This window comes from Micromonospora sp. NBC_01699 (assembly GCF_036250065.1).
In the GTDB taxonomy this organism is placed as follows: Bacteria; Actinomycetota; Actinomycetes; order Mycobacteriales; family Micromonosporaceae; genus Micromonospora_G.
Window position 1 is genome coordinate 1,904,069 of record NZ_CP109199.1, and the last position, 16,418, is coordinate 1,920,486.

Here is a 16,418-nt window from a genome sequence, read left to right on the forward strand (position 1 = left end):
GGTGTTGGTGGTCCGTACGCCGGCGGCGGCGGCGCATCCGAAGCTGGCGGCGGTGCGGTTCGGGTTGTCGACGAAGGGTGTGACGGTCACGGCGGCGGAGGGCGGTGGTCTGGCGGCGCGGGATGGAAGCGGTAAGACGGTTTTCTCGGCACCGGCGCCGTTGATGTGGGACTCGACACCGTTGCCGGAGGCAGGCGGATCACCCGGCCCGGAGCAGACTCCCAAGGGGGCCCCAGGGGCGGCGGAGGTCGGCCCAGACCAGCCGGTCAAGCCGTCTCCGGGACGGGGTGGTGCGGCGACGACCCCGTCGTTGCCGGCAGAAGTCGTGCCTGAGGGGGCGCGGCAGGCGGTGATGCCGGTAAAGGTGACCGGTGACGAGTTGACGGTGGTGCCGGACCGGAAGCTGCTCACTGATCCGAGGGCGAAGTATCCGATGTTCATTGACCCGTCATGGACGGGTGGTATCTCGGGTAATGCGTGGACATCGGTGATGAGTAAGCACCCGGGTAGCTCGTTCTGGCGAAATTCGACGGCGTTGACCAATGGTGGGACGAACGGGTCAGCGGGCGCGGGGCGGACCGAGGACTGTTCCGGTTGCGCGGATCACATCGTCCGGTCGTTTTTTCAGATGGACACGACCGCGGTGCGGGGCAAGTTCATTCAGGCGGCGACGTTCCGGGTGGAGCAGAAGCATTCGTGGACGTGTAGCCCGAAGTCGAACGCGAAGTTGTGGTTGACCGGGGCGATCTCGTCGGGCACGACGTGGAACAGGCAGCCGACCTGGGACGGCAGCGTCACCGCGCAGACCGCGGCGAACCGGAAGAACGGTGCGGTGCACGGTTGCGCGGGGCCGGGCACCATCGAGTTCAACGTGACGTCGATGGTGGCGAGGGCGGCGGGCGGTAACTGGGCGCACATGACGGTGGGACTGCGGGCGGTCGACGAGGGGACGTTGAACCAGTGGAAGCGGTTCAACCATTCGTCGCCGAAGCTGGCGATCACGTACAACACCAAGCCGAACGCGCCGTCTGATCGGTTGTCCGATGGTAAAGCCTGTGCGACCGGTGCGGCTCGGCCGTACGTGTTGACCCAGACCCCGATCCTGGCGGTGAAGCAGTCGGATCCGGACTCGTCGCAGCAGTCGTTGACGACCTGGTTCTACTGGTGGCCGTTGGGCGGTACCCGTAACGAGACCGACAAGGTGTCGCAGGCGTCGGGTAACCCGTCGGCGGTCTCGAAGCAGATCCCGACCGGGAAGCTGGCCGACGGTGGAACGTACGTGTGGCAGTCGGTCACGTATGACGGTACGCATTACGGAGACTGGTCGGGGACCTGCGAGTTCACGGTCGACGCGACACCGCCGCCGACACCAGGTGGCATATCTTCCGCCCAGTATTCGAACGACGGCACGCCGGCCGGTGGGGTCGGGTTGCCCGGGGTGTTCGCGATCGCGCCGCCGTCGGTCCGTCCGCACGAGGTCAAGGAGTACGCCTGGACGTTGGATTCGGGTGTGTTGGGCGGTGCGGCGACGGTGCCGGCGCGTACGACGGATTTCGGGGCTTCGCTCACGATCGAGCCCCGCCATGATGGGTTGAACACGTTGCGGGTGTGGTCGAAGGACCATGCGGGGCGGTTCTCGGCGTCTCCGGTGACGTACACCTTCTCGGTCCGGGCGGGTGCGGGTGCCGCGGCGCACTGGAACTTTGACGAGGCCAGCGGCGCGGCGACCGACGTCGCCGGTCACGGCAACAGCGGGACCCTTTCGGCCAGCGCGACTCGGGTGGCGGGTCGGGCCGGGGTGGGATCCGCTGTGTCGTTGAATGGTTCGACCGGGTCGGTGGTGACGGCGGGGTCTGTGCAGTATCCGCATCCGGACACCGGTGTGTTGACGTCGATGCGTACTGATTCGAGCTTCACGGTGGCGGCCTGGGTCCGGCTTACGTCGACCAGTGGCGTCGCCGGTCAACGGACCGTTGTGGCGGCCGGCGGGTCGCGCGTGTTCGCCTATGCGCTGGGCTACTCGGGTCCTGACAACCGATGGCGGTTCGCGATGGCCGGCGCCGACGCCGACAGTCCGCCGTTGTTCTCGGTGTTGTCGGACGCTGCGCCGACGGCGGGGAAGTGGACTCACATCGCCGGGGTGTACGAGGTGTCTACGAAGCGGTTGACCCTGTATGTCAACGGCGTTGCGCAGGCAGCCTCCGCGACACTTGTCGGTGGGTTCAACGCCACCGGTGCCGTTTCGGTGGGCATGCGTAAGTGGAACGGCAACGACGACGGCTTTCTCAGCGGGCAGATCGACGAGGTGCGGGTCTACAACTTCGTGGAGACGCCGGCGAAGTTGGCGGAACTGGCCGTGCCTCTGCAACCGGTGATCACTATCCTGAACGGGTCGAACGCGACCACTGGCGGGCAGTTGTCGGTGACGTTCAACGCGGGCGGCGACACCAATGTGACGAAGTTCCGGTGGAGTGCCGACAGCACACTCTTGGGCAATGAGGTGGCAGCTTCGGCACCGGGTGGCACCGCGACGGTGTCGGTGCCGGTCGGTGCCATCATCGGCGAACGGCCGCTGTACGCGGTCGCGGTCGATGACGGCAACCGGGTCAGCGGCATGGCGCAGGGCAAATTTGTGGTGAAGCCCGTCGTGAGCCTGTCCGGTGTGGTGATCGACGTGACGACGTTCGAGCCGGTGGCGGGCGCCACGGTCAGGTTGGAACCGGGTGGGCTCCAAGTGGTCACCGGCAGCGACGGAGGATATACGTTCTCTGGTTTTGCGTCGGGCACCTACACGGTCTCGGGTAACAAGGGCGGTCGATGTGGCCTGTCGGGCAGTATGCAGTTGCCCGTTGTCGAGCAGGCTGTGTGGTGGGACCTGTACCTGTTCCCGTACTCGGACGATTCCGGCTACACCTGCCTTGAGCAGACGAGCGCGTTCGCGGCGGCGAACGACTCGGTGGTGGGGTTGTCCGGGGACAACGCGGTAACGGAGATCGGCTTGCCGTTCGCGTTCCCGTTCTATGGCCAGGCGTACCGTTCGGCGTGGGTGGACACCAACGGGTTGTTGTCGTTCACGGATCCGGGTGGTTCGCATCCGTACACCGGTGGGTTGTTGCCGACGCCGGCGGAGCCGAACGCGGTGGTGGCGCCGTTTTGGGATGACCTGGTGGTGGATGGTTCGGCGAGTGTGCGGACGGCGACCACGGGCAGCGGTACGAACGAACGGTTCGTGGTGGAATGGCGCAACGTGCACCGGAAGGCGTCGACGGCGCAGCGGGTGTCTTTCGAGGTGATTCTGGCGCCGGACGGCACGGTCACGACGAACTACGACGGTCTGGACGGTGCCGTCGAGCAGGGTTCGCAGGCGGCGGTTGGAATTGAGGCGCCGGCTGGCGCGGACGGGCTGCGGTATTCGACCACCGAGGCGGTGCTTGCCAGCGGTCGGTCGATCGTGTTCGAGCACCCCGAGACCGACACCCCGCTTGCGCTGCACGACCTGTCCGGAACGCTGGTCAACGCCGCCGGAACGGCCGTGGTCGGGGCGACTGTGACCCTGGACCCGTCCGGGTTGTCGACCACCACCGGCGCGGGCGGAGCGTGGGCTTTCGACGACCTGGTCGCAGACAGTTACGCCGTCTCGGTTGTGGTCGACACGCGGTGCCTGACCAGCGCCCGTACCCAGGTGGAACTGAACGCGGACCTGGTCCGGAACCTGCAACTCGGACCGGATTACGGCGGTCTGGGTTACGCCTGCCAGGTCGGCACCGGCGGATTCGTCGCGGCGTCCACGGTGGTGCCGCTGACCGGTGACGACAACACGAACACCCTGAGCCTGCCGTTCCCGGTGAAGTTCCACGGCGGGTCGTACTCGTCGGGCACGGTGCACACAAACGGGCTGGTCAGCTTCGGTCCGGAGCCGGGCGTGGAAACCTGGGCCAACCCGGGCCTGCCGAATCCGGCGGCGCCGAACGCGGTGGTGGCGCCGTTCTGGGACGATCTGGAGGTCGACGCGTCCGCCAGCGTCCGCACCCAACTTAACGGCACCGTACCGAACCGGTCGTTCGTCGTGGAGTGGCGCAACGTGCTGATCCGTCCCGTACTGGACCGGGTCACCTTCGAGGTGATCTTCCACGAGGATGGGCGGATCGCGTACCACTACGGGTCCATGGTCACCCCGTCGCAGTACGGCGGTGCGGCCACCATCGGCCTGGAGAATGGTTCGGGTACGGTCGCGGCACAGTTCTCGTACCACGAGGCGGCGTTGACGCCCAACTCGTCGATCACGTACACCCCGGCAGCAGTCGGAACAATCAGTGGCACGTTGACCACGGCGGTCACCTCCGCCCCGGTCGTCGGGGCGACGGTGACGATGGAATCCGGCGGGGCGACCGCCACCACCGGGGCCGACGGCGGCTACCAGTTCACCGGTGTCCGGGTGGGGGAGTACACACTGACCGCCGCGACCGGCGACAACCGGTGTGCGGGGCAGGCCGCGAAGCAGGTGGTCAACCACGCCGGTGGCACGTCGGACGTGGACTTGTCGGTGATGGTCGACGGGGACGAGTTCGGCTACAAGTGCGAGACCGGCACGCAGGCGTTCATCCCCGGCACGATTACCGAGGACTGGACCGGTGACGATGTGACCTGGGCGAAGAACCCGCCGTTTCCGATCAAGCTCTACGGGGAGTCGTACACCACGGCCTGGATCGGGGACAACGGTGTGATCATGTTCCGCGACCCGGCCTACACCGGCTGGATCGGCTACGCGGCCAAGCCGATCCCGTCCCGCCCGGCCGAGGGCGAACCCAACGCCGCCGTGTACGCCCTTTGGGATGACTGGGCGGTTGATGCCTCAGCCCGGATCGCTACCAAGGTCAGCGGTACCGCGCCGAACCGGCAGTGGGTGGTCGAGTGGCGCAATGTGCACCGTTCCGGGCAACCCAATGTCCGGGCCACGTTCGAGGCGATTTTCGAGGAGAACGGCACCATCACCCTCGCCTACGCCGACATCGACCCGGCCAACCTCATCGAACGCGGAGGCACCGGCACCGTCGGGATCGAGAACGCCTCCGGCACCATCGGATTCCAGTACCTGCACCGCGAAACCCAACTTGCCTCCGGCAAGAGCATCACCTTCAGACCCAACCCGCCCGGCCTGGGATCCGTCTCCGGCACCGTCACCTGCCAGGGCACCCCGGTCGCAGGGGCGACCGTGAAAGCCGCAGGCCTGACGACCACCACCGCCGCGAACGGCAGCTACCAGATCCAGAACGTGCCCGCCGGCACATACGCGGTGATCGCCACCATCGGCAGCGGCACCTGCAGGGGTTCTCAGGTCCAACAGGTCACCATCGGCACCAATACCCAGGCGGTCGCGACCTTCCCGGCCACGACAACACCGACCGGCGCCGGCTACACCATCACCGAGCAGCCGGGAACATTCACCCCGGTCGCCGGCATCGCGCTACCGCTGACCGGCGACGACACCTACACGCCGGTCACCCTGCCGTTCCCGGTCACCCATTACGGACAGACGTACAGCACCGGGTGGGTGGACAGCAACGGCATTCTCACCTTCGTCGATCCCGGTGAACCCTCACCCGACGCCTGGCCCATCCCGTCGGTCGACAGCCCCGAGGAACCGAACGCCGCCGTCTACCCGTTCTGGCACGACTGGGTCATCGACGCCAACGCCAGCGTCCGGACCGAAACCCGAGGCACCGCGCCGAACCGGCAGTACGTGGTCGAGTGGCGCAACGTGCACTCCTTCGAGGACCCCACCACCCGGGTCACCTTCCAAGCAGTTCTGGACGAGGCGGGCGGCTACACCTTCGCCTACACCGACATCGACGGCACCTACCTCGAACAGGGCGGCGGCGCCACCATCGGCATCGAGAACGCCGACGGCACCCGCGCCCTCCAATACACCCACCGCCAGCCTGTGCTTCGGCCGGGGACGGGTTTGCGCATCACCCCGCTCACGCCCTGACCCCCTAGCGCCCACCCCGCCATCCCTGGCCCCCTCGGACACCCCCGGAGGTCCCCGGTGCAGGTAAAGCTGCCCAAGAATGTGTCACTGTCCGGACGACGCCATCGCGGCGAAACGCTACGGCGGGCCACCGCTACAGGGGTCGCCACGATCCTTGCGGTGAGTCTGCTGCACGCACCGGCACCGGCCGCGGCGAGTGCCGACCCGCCATACCAGCCGCCAGCGGCCACGCCGGTGCCAGCGGTGCCCGTGACCGAGGTCGCGTGGGCGCCCGTGAGTGCGTACATGCCAAGCCAACTCGCGGCATCGAAGCGGCAGACCCTCCCCGGAGCCGCTTCGGCGAGCGCGAAACCCGCCCCCGTCTGGCCAGCCGCCGCCAGCACGGTGGTGGAGCTGGCCGCCGCGCAGGACAGCGCACCGGCGAAGGTTGGTGGACTACCAGTCCGCGTCGCCGCAGCCAACGACAGCGGCACTGCCCGGTCGACCACGGGCCAACCCCAACGGGTACGGGTCGAGGTGCTGGACCGGGCCGCGACCACCCGCGCCGGGGTACGTGGCGTACTCCTTCGCCTGCACCGCGCCGACGGCCTCGCCACCACGGCGGGGGTGCGAGTCAGCGTCGACTACGCCGCCTTCGCCACCGCGTACGGCGCTGACTGGGCCAGCCGGCTCCGCCTTGTCAGTCTGCCGGACTGCGCGTTGACCAGCCCGAACAGTCGTCAATGCGTCGGTGTACCGTTGCCGTCGAGAAATGATCTCGCGAAGCGCACGGTGTCGGCGGACCTGCCGCTCAGCGCAGCGGCGAGGATGGTTGCGCTATCGGCCGACACCTCCGGGCCGGCAGGGGACTACGGCGCCACCTCGCTCCAGCCATCGTCCACCTGGTCGGCTGGTGGGAACTCCGGATCCTTCACCTGGTCCTATCCGATGCGCGTGCCGCCCGCTCCGGGCGGGCCGGCGCCCCAGATTGGACTCAACTACTCGTCGCAGTCGGTCGACGGTCGCCACGCCGCCTCGAACAACCAGCCGTCCTGGGTCGGCGAGGGCTTCGAGGCGACGGTCGGTGGGTTCATCGAGCGCAGGTACAAGCCGTGCGCCGATGACATGGACGGGTCTGCGAACAACGATGACGAAACCGGCGACCTGTGCTGGGAAACCGACAATGCCATCCTCTCCCTCAACGGGAGCTCCAGCGAGCTGATCTACAACTCGACCGAGAACCGCTGGCATCCGCGCAGCGACGACGGTTCCCGGATCGAACGCAGGACCGGAGCCAGCAACGGTGACAACAACGGCGAGCACTGGGTGGTCACCGCGACCGACGGCACTCAGTACTGGTTCGGGCGCAACCGGCTACCCGGCTGGGCGTCCGGACAACCAGTGACCAACTCCACCTGGACCGCGCCGGTATTCGGCAACGACCCGGCCGTCGGCAGCATCCCGGCCGAACCGTGTCACGCAACCGCCTTCGCCGACTCCGACTGCGTGCAGGCGTGGCGCTGGAACCTGGACTACGTCGTCGACCTGAACAACAACTCGGCGTCGTACTGGTACGTCAAGGAAACCAACAAGTACGCCCGCAATCTCGACCCGGCCGACGACGCGGCCTACGACCGGGGCGGCTGGCTCGACCGGATCGACTACGGAACTCGCCAGAACAGCGGCGTCGACTCGGTGCTGAGCACCCCAGCGCCGCTGCGAGTGGAATTCGGCGAGGCCGACCGCTGCCTGTCCAGTTGCGGTACACACGACGAGGCGCACTGGCCGGACACCCCGTGGGACGCCGAGTGCACGGGCACGTCGTGTCCGGACAACTTTTCGCCGACATTCTGGTCCACCAAGCGGCTCGCCACCATCACCACCCAGGTCCGCAATGGCGGCGGCTACGACAACGTGGAGCGGTGGACGCTCAAGCACACATTCCCGGATCCCGGAGACGGCACCCGGGCCGGGTTGTGGCTGGACAAGATCTCTCACGCCGGCCTGGTCGGCGGTACGACGACTGTCCCGGATGTGGAGTTCACTTACATCCAGCTCGCCAACCGGGTCGACACGATTGACTTCGCGGCGGCGATGAACTGGATGCGGATCGCCCAGATCCGCAACGAAAGTGGCGGCACGATCAACGTCACCTACTCGGAACCGGACTGCGTAGCTGGTCAGACACCGACGCCGCACACCAACAACCGGCTCTGCTACCCGGTCATCTGGGAGCCGGAGGGCTACCAGGACCCGGTCACCGACTGGTTCCACAAGTACGTGGTGACCACGATCTACGAAATCGACCACACCGGCGGCGTGCCGCCGAAGGGAAGCCCACGCGTCGTCCACTCGTACCAGTACTTCGACGGCGTGGCCTGGCACTACAACGACGACGACGGGCTCGTCGACCCGAAGCGGAAGACCTGGTCCGACTACCGCGGCTACGGCCGGGTAGCGGTCACCGTCGGTGATCCAGGAGACCAGACGTACACGGAAACCCGCTATTTCCGTGGCATGCACGGTGACAAGCTGTCCCCGTCCGGCGGCACCCGGCCGGTCACGATCGACGGGATCAACGACGAGGACTGGTACGCCGGGATCCCCCGCGAAACCAAGACCCTGAACGGCCCCGGCGGTGCCGTCGTGTCCCGGCAGACGAACGACCCGTGGGCCTCGGGCGCCACCGCCACCCGCACGGTCAACGGCGACACCGTCACCGCCCGGCACAGCCGTGTCGCGACCGTGCGCGACTACACCATGCGTGACGCCGGCCGTGGCGAACGGGTCACCCGGACCACCACCGGCTACGACAGCTACGGCATGCCGATCAGCGTCGACGACTTCGGTGAGGAAAGCGTCGCTGGGGATGAGACTTGCGCGAAGACCGACTTCACTCCCCGTAACGACACGGCCTGGGTGATGGACCGGGTCCACCGGACCCAGACCTACGCCATCGGCTGCGCCGCCACCACCGGCACCCTCACCGAGGCCGACGTCATCGGCGAAACCCGCACCTGGTACGACGACCAGCCCTTCGAAACAGCGCCCACGCGCGGCCTGCCCACCACCGGCCAGGAGATGGGGGCGTGGAACGCGGGGGCTCCCACCTTCACCACCATCGCCCGGACCGCCTACGACGTCCAGGGCCGGGTGACCTCGTCCTGGGACGCGATGGACTCCTTGACGAAGACCGACTACGTACCGGTAACCGGCGGACCGGTCACCGGAACCACGGTGACCAATCCACTGCTGCACGTCACCACCACGACCCTGCAACCGGCGTGGGGCCTGCCGACCTCGACCACGGACGCGAACAACAAGCGCACCGACCTCGCCTACGACGGACTGGGCCGGCTCACGTCGGTCTGGCTACCCGGACGCGACAAGACCACCCAGACGGCGAACATGGTCCTCGCCTACACCATCCGGAACAACGCGGCCACCGCCGTCACCACGTCACAGCTCAACGCGGCCGGGAACTACATCACCTCACACGCCTTCTACGACGGCCAACTCCGCCCCCGGCAAACCCAGGTGCCCTCCCCATCCGGTGGACGAATGCTCACCGAAGCCTTCTACGACAGCGCCGGCCGCGCGCGCCGAACCTATGGCACCTACCACGCCAACGGCAGCCCCGGGATGACTCTGGTCACGGCCACCGAACCGACGAACGTCCCCAACCAGACCCGCACCATCTACGACGGCGCCGGCCGAGCCACCGCGGCGATCTTCCAGCCGTACACCGTGGAACGCTGGCGGGGCTCCACCTACTACGCCGGTGACCGGGTGGATGACACGCCACCGGCTGGCGGTACCGCCATGTCGACCGTCTTCGACGCCCGCGGTCGTACGGTGGGGTTGCGGCAGTACCACGGCACGGCGCCGACACCGAACACCGCCGGCAGTTGGGACGCGACCTCATACACCTTCAACCGCAAGGGCCAGCTGACCTCGGTCACCGACCCGGCCGGCAACGACTGGACCTACACCTACGACATCCGCGGCCGCCAAATCCAGGTCAGCGACCCCGACAAGGGGTCCACCTCCCTCAAGTACGACAACGCCGGCAGGGTGACGGAAACCACCGACGCCCGCAACAAAAGGCTGCTCAACAGCTACGACAAACTGAACCGACGTACGGCGATTCTCGATCCGGCCGTGCCCGCAACCCGCGCCCGCTGGACCTACGACACCATCGACAAGGGACAACTCACCCAGTCGACCCGGATCGTCGGCACAGCCACCTACACGGTGAGCGTGACCGACTACGACGACGCCTACCGCCCGACAGGTCAAGCCGTCACCATCCCCGCGACCGAAACCGGCCTCAGCGGCACCTACAACTTCACCAGCACCTGGAACATCGACGGATCACCCGCCTCGACCAGCCTGCCCTCCATCAACGCCGGCCTACCCGACGAGATCCTGTCCTACGGCTACGACAGCCTTGGCCTGCCGACGACCCTGACCACCCTCTACGGCAACGTCGCGAGTTCATACGTCGCCGGCACGGACTACAACGCCCTCGGCCAAGCCGAGCAGTACGAGCTGTACACCGGCTCGGGTGGACGGGTGTGGCAGAAATTCGAGCGCGAGCTGGAAACCGGTCGACTCACCGGCATCCGTACCGACCGGGACACCGTCGCACCGCACATCCTCTCCGACATCCGCTACAGCTTCGACCCCGCCGGCAACATCACCAAGGCGACAGACGTCGCGCCCGACCCGGTCGACGACACCCAGTGCTTCGACTACGACCACCTGCGCCGACTCACCGAGGCATGGACCCCCGCCTCCGGCAATTGCGAGGCAGCTCCGTCCACCAGCCTCCTGGGCGGCCCCGCCCCCTACCGGCACTCCTGGACATTCAACGCCGTAGGCAACCGGCTCAGCCAGGTCGTCCACAGCACCAGCGGAAACGCCACCACCAACTACGCCTACCCGCCCGCCGACAGCCCACGCCCGCACAGCCTCAGCTCCACCAGCGGCGCGCAGACCGGCACCTACACCTACGACGCCACCGGCAACACCCTCACCCGCCCGACCTCCTCCTCCGGCACCCAGACCATGACCTGGGACCCCGAGGGACATCTCGAAACCAGCACCGACACCGCAGGCGAAACCCGGTACATCTACGACGCCGACGGCAACCGCCTGATCCGCCGCGACCCCACCGGCAAAACCCTCTACCTGCCCGGCCAAGAGATCCGCTATACCGGCACTGGGTCGACGAACGGGACCCGCTACTACAGCCACGGCGGCGCTGTTGTCGCCTCCCGAAACGCCGCCGGCCTGACCTGGCTTACGAGCGACCACCAGGGCACGGGCCAGATCGCCGTCACCGCCGACAACACTCAGGCTCTCACTCTGCGACGACAAACCCCCTACGGCACACCTCGCGGCCCGCAGCTCGTGTGGCCGAACCAACGAGGCTTCGTCGGTGGAACCCAAGACCCGACCGGCCTGACGCATCTCGGCGCCCGCGAATACGACTCCGGACTCGGCCGATTCATCAGCGTCGACCCCATCATGGACCTGAAGGACCCACAACAATGGAACGCCTACTCCTACGCCAACAACACCCCCATCACGTCCAGCGACCCAAGTGGTCTCAGTCCTGAAGACGCCCAATGGGGAGGCCCCACCCCCTCAAAGCACTCACAGGTCAACACCGAATTAAGATACGGCAGCGGCAAATCCACCGCCAAGACCAAGGACAAGGATCGCGACTTCGGCAGGGACGTATGGCGCGGAGTCAAGTCCGGATGGTCATCGTTCGTCGATTCGACCATCGATGCGGTCACGCTCCAGAGCGCCCGAGATGCCTACGACTCAGCCTCCGCCACGCACGGCCAAATGACCGGAGTGCTAGCGTTCGCCGCGACCGTTGTCGAACCTCTGACACCAATTGGCCAGTTCAAAATGGCCCTAGGTCAGGCGGATACCAGCGTCAGGCTCATCGAAGCCGTCGCAGACGGAGACACAGAGGAAGCGGCGGCCATCCTCACGGAGCAGACGCTCACCGTTGGCGCCGCCCTCCTGCCGCTCAAGGTCGCTCCAAAGGGTGTTCGCCCTCCGGTAACGGGTAAGGGTCGAGGTGGAAGCGGCTGTAGCTTCTCGGGGCAGACCGGGGTCCTACTTGCGGACGGAAGCACCAAGCCGATCGAGGAAATCGCGGTCGGCGATGTCGTCCTCGCCACGGACCCTGAAACAGGGGAAGAAGGTCCCCGAAGGGTGACGCAAGTATGGTCCCACGAGGACGACCTGATCGACCTTAAGCTCGACGACGACAAGTCCCTGACGACCACTGAAGACCACCCTTTCTGGAACGCAACCGACCGGCAGTGGCAAGAAGCTCAGCAACTTGACACCGGCGATATGCTCCATACAAGTCGCGGTACGGAGCTTCCGGTCGTTGGACTTGACTGGCGCACGGCCCATCGAGGTGCTGCCTTCAACCTTACTATTGACGACATCCACACGTACTATGTGATGGCCGGCAACACGCCGGTACTCGTGCATAACACGGGCGGATGTATCAACTTCGTTTCGAAGGGTGCAGGACTTGACCTTCGGCGTAGCGCAGAAATCGACGGTGAAACCTGGAGATTCAATACCGGGCATGGGTTCAATCGCGCTCATGAAGGTCCTAGTGGGATGAACGATCTTCGGACTACAACGCTGACGGCAGATCAGATCGAGGCCGCGATCGCTCGTGACGTGAATGCATTCAGGGTGAGTGGAGGTCAGATTCCAGTTCCAGGAACGTCGGGCTTCAGGGGACCTCTCGAAAGATATGTCGACGTGGGTGGTGCCAAGATCGGGTATCGTGTGACCAATACGCCTGACGGCGCATTTAATGTTCCGACCTATTGGAATCATAGCTGGGAGTGAGGTGTGAAGAAGCCGGTGGGTAACCTTAACGTAGCCGCCAGGAATCTGACCGCAGCGAGCCAAGAGGGTGATCCTAAGGACAAAGTCTATGCGATGCGGACGTTTGTCGAGCGGGTTACCTTCGCCCCAGCTGATGAAATTTTAGCCGTGTTGCGCGAAATTGCTGCCGAAGACTGGATGGCAATGCCGCCGTGGGCGCGGAACCTGGCTTTCAGGTTGGCCTGCCTTCAGTGCCCAGCCGACGTGGCTATCCTGCGGGAGGCGGCAGCGGATCTTCTGTCATTCGGCCCTGATTGGGATGCTTATGCATATGAGCTGCAGAATCGGGCGGATCAGATAGAGGGAGGCGATTAGGTGTTCGTCACCGTCAAACGGAGAGGATGGGTAGTGAGATTTGTCGTTGCTTCCTCATCGGAATTCAAATCGGAGCAGCTATCTCTCCTACTCGGGGGACCTCCCGCAGGTCGCCGTCCGGAGTGGACCTCTTGCGGAAGTGGGTGCGGGTTGTGATGCAGCGGTAGTGCACTACAGGGTTGCGCATGACCGATACGGGGGGACGCCGATTGTTGGGCAGGCGCAGGTACTCCGGAATTCCAGGAACGACGGGGCTCCTCCGATAATTTTGGCCACTCCACCATTGATAACTGGCGCTGGGACGGGCGCCGAGGCGCAAGCGGAGGTTGAGAATCACGCATCGCGGATGCTTATTTCGGCCCTTGCTGAATGGGTGCGGTCGCTGCTTCATCCATCGGGATCAGCAAAAGCAGAGTGCGTGCTCCATGTCGAGGCTGCTGGACTGGACTTCGGCGATCTCGGGTCCATGGCCTGAGAGGGTGTATGAGATCGATGTCGGACGGTGTCCGTCGGGGCGGCGGGGCTGAGTCGGTGATCAGGGTGTGGAACGCACCCCTCGTTACCCATCGGACCTGACGGACGCGCAGTGGGACATCGTCGAGCCGATGTTGCCGCTGCCGAAGTGGCTCGGTCGGCCGGAGAAGAATCCCCGCCGGGCGATCGTGGACGCGATCCTGTACGTGGTGCGGACCGGTTGCTCCTGGCGGCAGTTGCCGGTCGACTTCCCGCCCTGGTCGACCGTGTACTGGCACTTCAACCGCTTCGAGAAACGTGGCGTGACCGATCGGATCCTTGCCGAGCTGCGGGAACCGGTCCGGATCGCCGAGGGACGGGACCCCGAACCGTCGGCCGGGATCATCGACTCCCAGTCAGTGAAGGGCGCCGACACCGTTGGCCAGGAAACTCGGGGCTACGACGCGGGGAAGAAGATCAACGGTAGGAAGCGGTTCGTCGTCACCGACACCCTCGGTCTGCTGGTCGCGGTATGGGTCCTGGCCGCGTCGTGGCAGGACCGCGACGGCGGCAAGGCCACCCTCCTCGCCGCGTACGCGGCCACCCCGATCCGGTACGTGTTCGCCGACCAGGGCTTCACCGGTCAGCTCGTCGACTGGGCCAAGGCGACCCTGAACACCACCCTGGAGATCATCCGCAAACCCGCCGACCAGAAGGGCTTCGCCGTCCACCCGCGCCGGTGGGTGGTCGAGCGGACCCTGGCCTGGTTAACCGCCCACCGCCGACTCGCCCGCGACTACGAACGCCTCCCCGAAACCTCCGAGGCCATGATCCGCTGGGCGGCCATCAACCAGATGCTCCGCCGACTCACCCGAGGAAGACCGCCCGACGCCAACAACGCCGCACCTTCAACCCACCCGACTGACACCAATCTCATACACCCTCTTAGTTGAGTGGGAGTTGTCAGGCCTCGGGTGGCTGTTGCGGTGGGCTTGGTTGTGGTCCGAGGCCGGTGCGGCTGGGGTGTAGCGCGGAGGAGAGAGTGCCGGGAACGCATCGCGTTCTCGGTGCTGGGTCTACCACGGGACGATGGCGTAGTTCTTGAGTAGTACGCCGTGCAGCGGTGCGCCGGCTTCGCCGCGGATGATGGGGTGGTAGATCCGTGCGGCGGCGTCGATGACGTCCAGTGGTGGTCGCCAGCCGGTGGCGGCCCGCCGTGCCTTGAGCGCGGTCGGGTTCTCGTCGGTGATCCAGCCGGTGTCGACGCCGCACATGTACACCTGGTGCCGGACAAGGTCGGCCGCGCCGACCCGCGTCAGCATGTTCAGCGCTGCCTTGCTGACCGAGGTGTGTGGGTGCCGTTCGGGTCCGGTTCCATCCTCGCCGAACCAGCCCTCCCGGCCGGTCACGTTCACCACGTACCGACGGCCCGGCCCGGGTGTGGTCAACACCGGGCGGAGCCTGTCAAGCAGCAGGAATGGTACCACCACGTTGACCAGTTGCACCTCCAGCAGCTCGACCGGGTCAACTTGGCCGATCCTGGCGGTCCAGGAGTTTGCGTCGCCGGGGACGACCAGCGCACCGGTGGCGTCGGTGATGTGCGCCAGTTCTCGGCCGGGTGCGTCGGCGACGGCGGCGAGGGTCGCGCTCCACTCGGGCGGCGCCGCGCCGGGCCGGTAGCCGGCCACAGACTCGACCACCGCCCCTTCCTGGGTGGCCAGCAGTTCCGCCGCGACCAGCGGCTGGTACGCCCACGTCGGTCGCCGCACCGTCTGGGCCGCGTTGTTGACCAGTATGTCCAGCCGGCTTCCGTCCTCGGTCAACCGTTCCGCCAGGTCCACCACCTGGCGTGGGTCCCGCAGGTCCGCACCGATGACCCGCAGCGACTTCAGCCACGTGGCGGCATCCGGCTCCTGCGCGTACCGGCGGGCGGCGTCCGTCGGGAACCGGGTCACCACCGTGACGGCGGCTCCGTCGCGCAGCAACTTCAACGCCACGTGATAGCCGATCTTGACCCGGCCGCCAGTCACCACCGCTCGCCGGCCGGTCAGATCGGTACCGGCGTCCCGGTGCCACCGGTGCAGCTCGGCACAGGTAGGGCAGAGCGCATGGTAGAGGACGTCGACCGTGCGGAACCGGTCCCGGCAGGCGTAACACCGGCGCTCCCGACGGGTCCGGCCCACACCGTCCACATCGATCGACACCTCACGCGAGGTGGAGACCACCGGTACGCCCTCGGCCCGGTCTACCGCACCAGTGGCCGCACCAGCGACGACGGCCCGGTCAGCGGCCGCGGTCTGCCGGCGACGGTTGGCGCGCCGCTGCCGCTGGGCATCCTTGAGCAGCCCATCGACCGCGCGCTGTACCCGTTGGCGGACCGGGTCGTCGACAGGTAGCGCACGGATTTCGCCGAGCACCCGCAACGCTACCTCGACCTCGTCGCCGTTCATCGCCTCCCCGCCCTCGACCGGCCGGGTGGACGGGCCGGATTCGAACCAGCGTCCTCCGCATTTGCAGTGCGGCGCGTCGACCTCTGCGCTACCGACCAACCGGCGGTGGGACCCGACCGGACTCGAACCGGCATCCTCCGCCTTGATCGGGCGGCGCGACTACCCCTGCGCTACAGGTCCCACCGCCTGGCATGTTAGCGACACGACCGAAACGCCGCCAACGGATACCCCGCCAAGCACACCCGGACGTAGGTTCAGAGCATGGCCTCGACGAGGCGCCTACGGCGAGCTGTTGG

Annotated in this window: 5 protein-coding genes and 2 tRNA genes; 4 read left to right on the top strand and 3 right to left on the bottom strand. The window is 66.6% G+C overall.

From position 1 onward, the window contains the following. The first annotated feature begins 628 nt into the window (after window positions 1-628). The 4 genes from OG792_RS08630 to OG792_RS08645 all read left to right on the top strand — a co-directional run bounded on the left by OG792_RS08630 (window position 629) and on the right by OG792_RS08645 (window position 14,625). Complete coding sequence (locus OG792_RS08630) at window positions 629-5,989, top strand: carboxypeptidase regulatory-like domain-containing protein (RefSeq protein WP_329108699.1); 5,361 nt, start codon at window positions 629-631, stop codon at window positions 5,987-5,989. Window positions 5,990-6,148: 159 nt separating this feature from the next. Then, window positions 6,149-12,865, top strand: coding sequence for a polymorphic toxin-type HINT domain-containing protein (locus OG792_RS08635; RefSeq protein ID WP_329108700.1), 6,717 nt, complete (start codon window positions 6,149-6,151; stop codon window positions 12,863-12,865). Between the two features lie 3 nt (window positions 12,866-12,868). Then, window positions 12,869-13,219, top strand: a complete 351-nt coding sequence (locus tag OG792_RS08640; protein ID WP_329108701.1) for a hypothetical protein — start codon at window positions 12,869-12,871, stop codon at window positions 13,217-13,219. Between the two features lie 542 nt (window positions 13,220-13,761). Further along, the gene (locus tag OG792_RS08645) at window positions 13,762-14,625 is read left to right on the top strand and encodes an IS5 family transposase (RefSeq protein ID WP_329108702.1); all 864 of its coding nucleotides are present in this window, start codon (window positions 13,762-13,764) and stop codon (window positions 14,623-14,625) included. Between the two features lie 123 nt (window positions 14,626-14,748). Here the strand turns inward: OG792_RS08645 and OG792_RS08650 are convergent, their stop codons facing one another. The 3 genes from OG792_RS08650 to OG792_RS08660 form a co-directional block, all read right to left on the bottom strand. Next, window positions 14,749-16,122: an SDR family NAD(P)-dependent oxidoreductase gene (locus tag OG792_RS08650; protein ID WP_329108703.1), complete on the bottom strand. Its 1,374-nt coding sequence runs from the start codon at window positions 16,120-16,122 to the stop codon at window positions 14,749-14,751. A gap of 25 nt (window positions 16,123-16,147) precedes the next feature. Beyond that, a tRNA-Cys gene (locus OG792_RS08655) sits at window positions 16,148-16,220 on the bottom strand. A gap of 9 nt (window positions 16,221-16,229) precedes the next feature. Next, window positions 16,230-16,302: transfer RNA gene (locus tag OG792_RS08660), tRNA-Asp, on the bottom strand. Window positions 16,303-16,418: the final 116 nt, after the last annotated feature.

What these genes read in the sequence shown, in the direction of transcription:
- OG792_RS08650 (WP_329108703.1), bottom strand. Translation starts at nt 16,122, where the DNA reads ATGAACGGCGACGAGGTCGAGGTAGCGTTGCGGGTGCTCGGCGAAATC.
- OG792_RS08630 (WP_329108699.1), top strand. Translation starts at nt 629, where the DNA reads ATGGACACGACCGCGGTGCGGGGCAAGTTCATTCAGGCGGCGACGTTC.